At 51.0% G+C, this 255-nt stretch carries 1 protein-coding gene; it reads right to left on the reverse strand.

Features of this window, described 5'->3' with window-relative positions:
- Positions 1-13: 13 nt before the first annotated feature.
- Positions 14-255: hypothetical protein (locus JNB85_RS30485; RefSeq protein ID WP_220338128.1), on the reverse strand; the 242-nt coding region annotated here is incomplete at its 5' end.

Below are 255 nucleotides of genomic sequence, written 5' to 3' on the forward strand. Positions count from 1 at the left end.
CTCTCAACGAAACTTACGGCCCAAAGCCGATCAAAGGGCCGCTGACAAAGCGGCCTTTTTGCTTTGAAGCCCTATATGCAGACTGAAAAATTGGCGCACCACATAATGGTGCGTCCCTTACAGGAGACAAATTGCAAAGCAATTTGCTCCGGCAGAAATACGATATCTTGCCTTCGGCAAAAATCGGATAACGCGGGGTGGAGCAGCCCGGTAGCTCGTCAGGCTCATAACCTGAAGGCCGCAGGTTCAAATCCT

Source organism: Rhizobium mesosinicum, from assembly GCF_019511345.1.
In the GTDB taxonomy this organism is placed as follows: Bacteria; Pseudomonadota; Alphaproteobacteria; order Rhizobiales; family Rhizobiaceae; genus Rhizobium; species Rhizobium mesosinicum.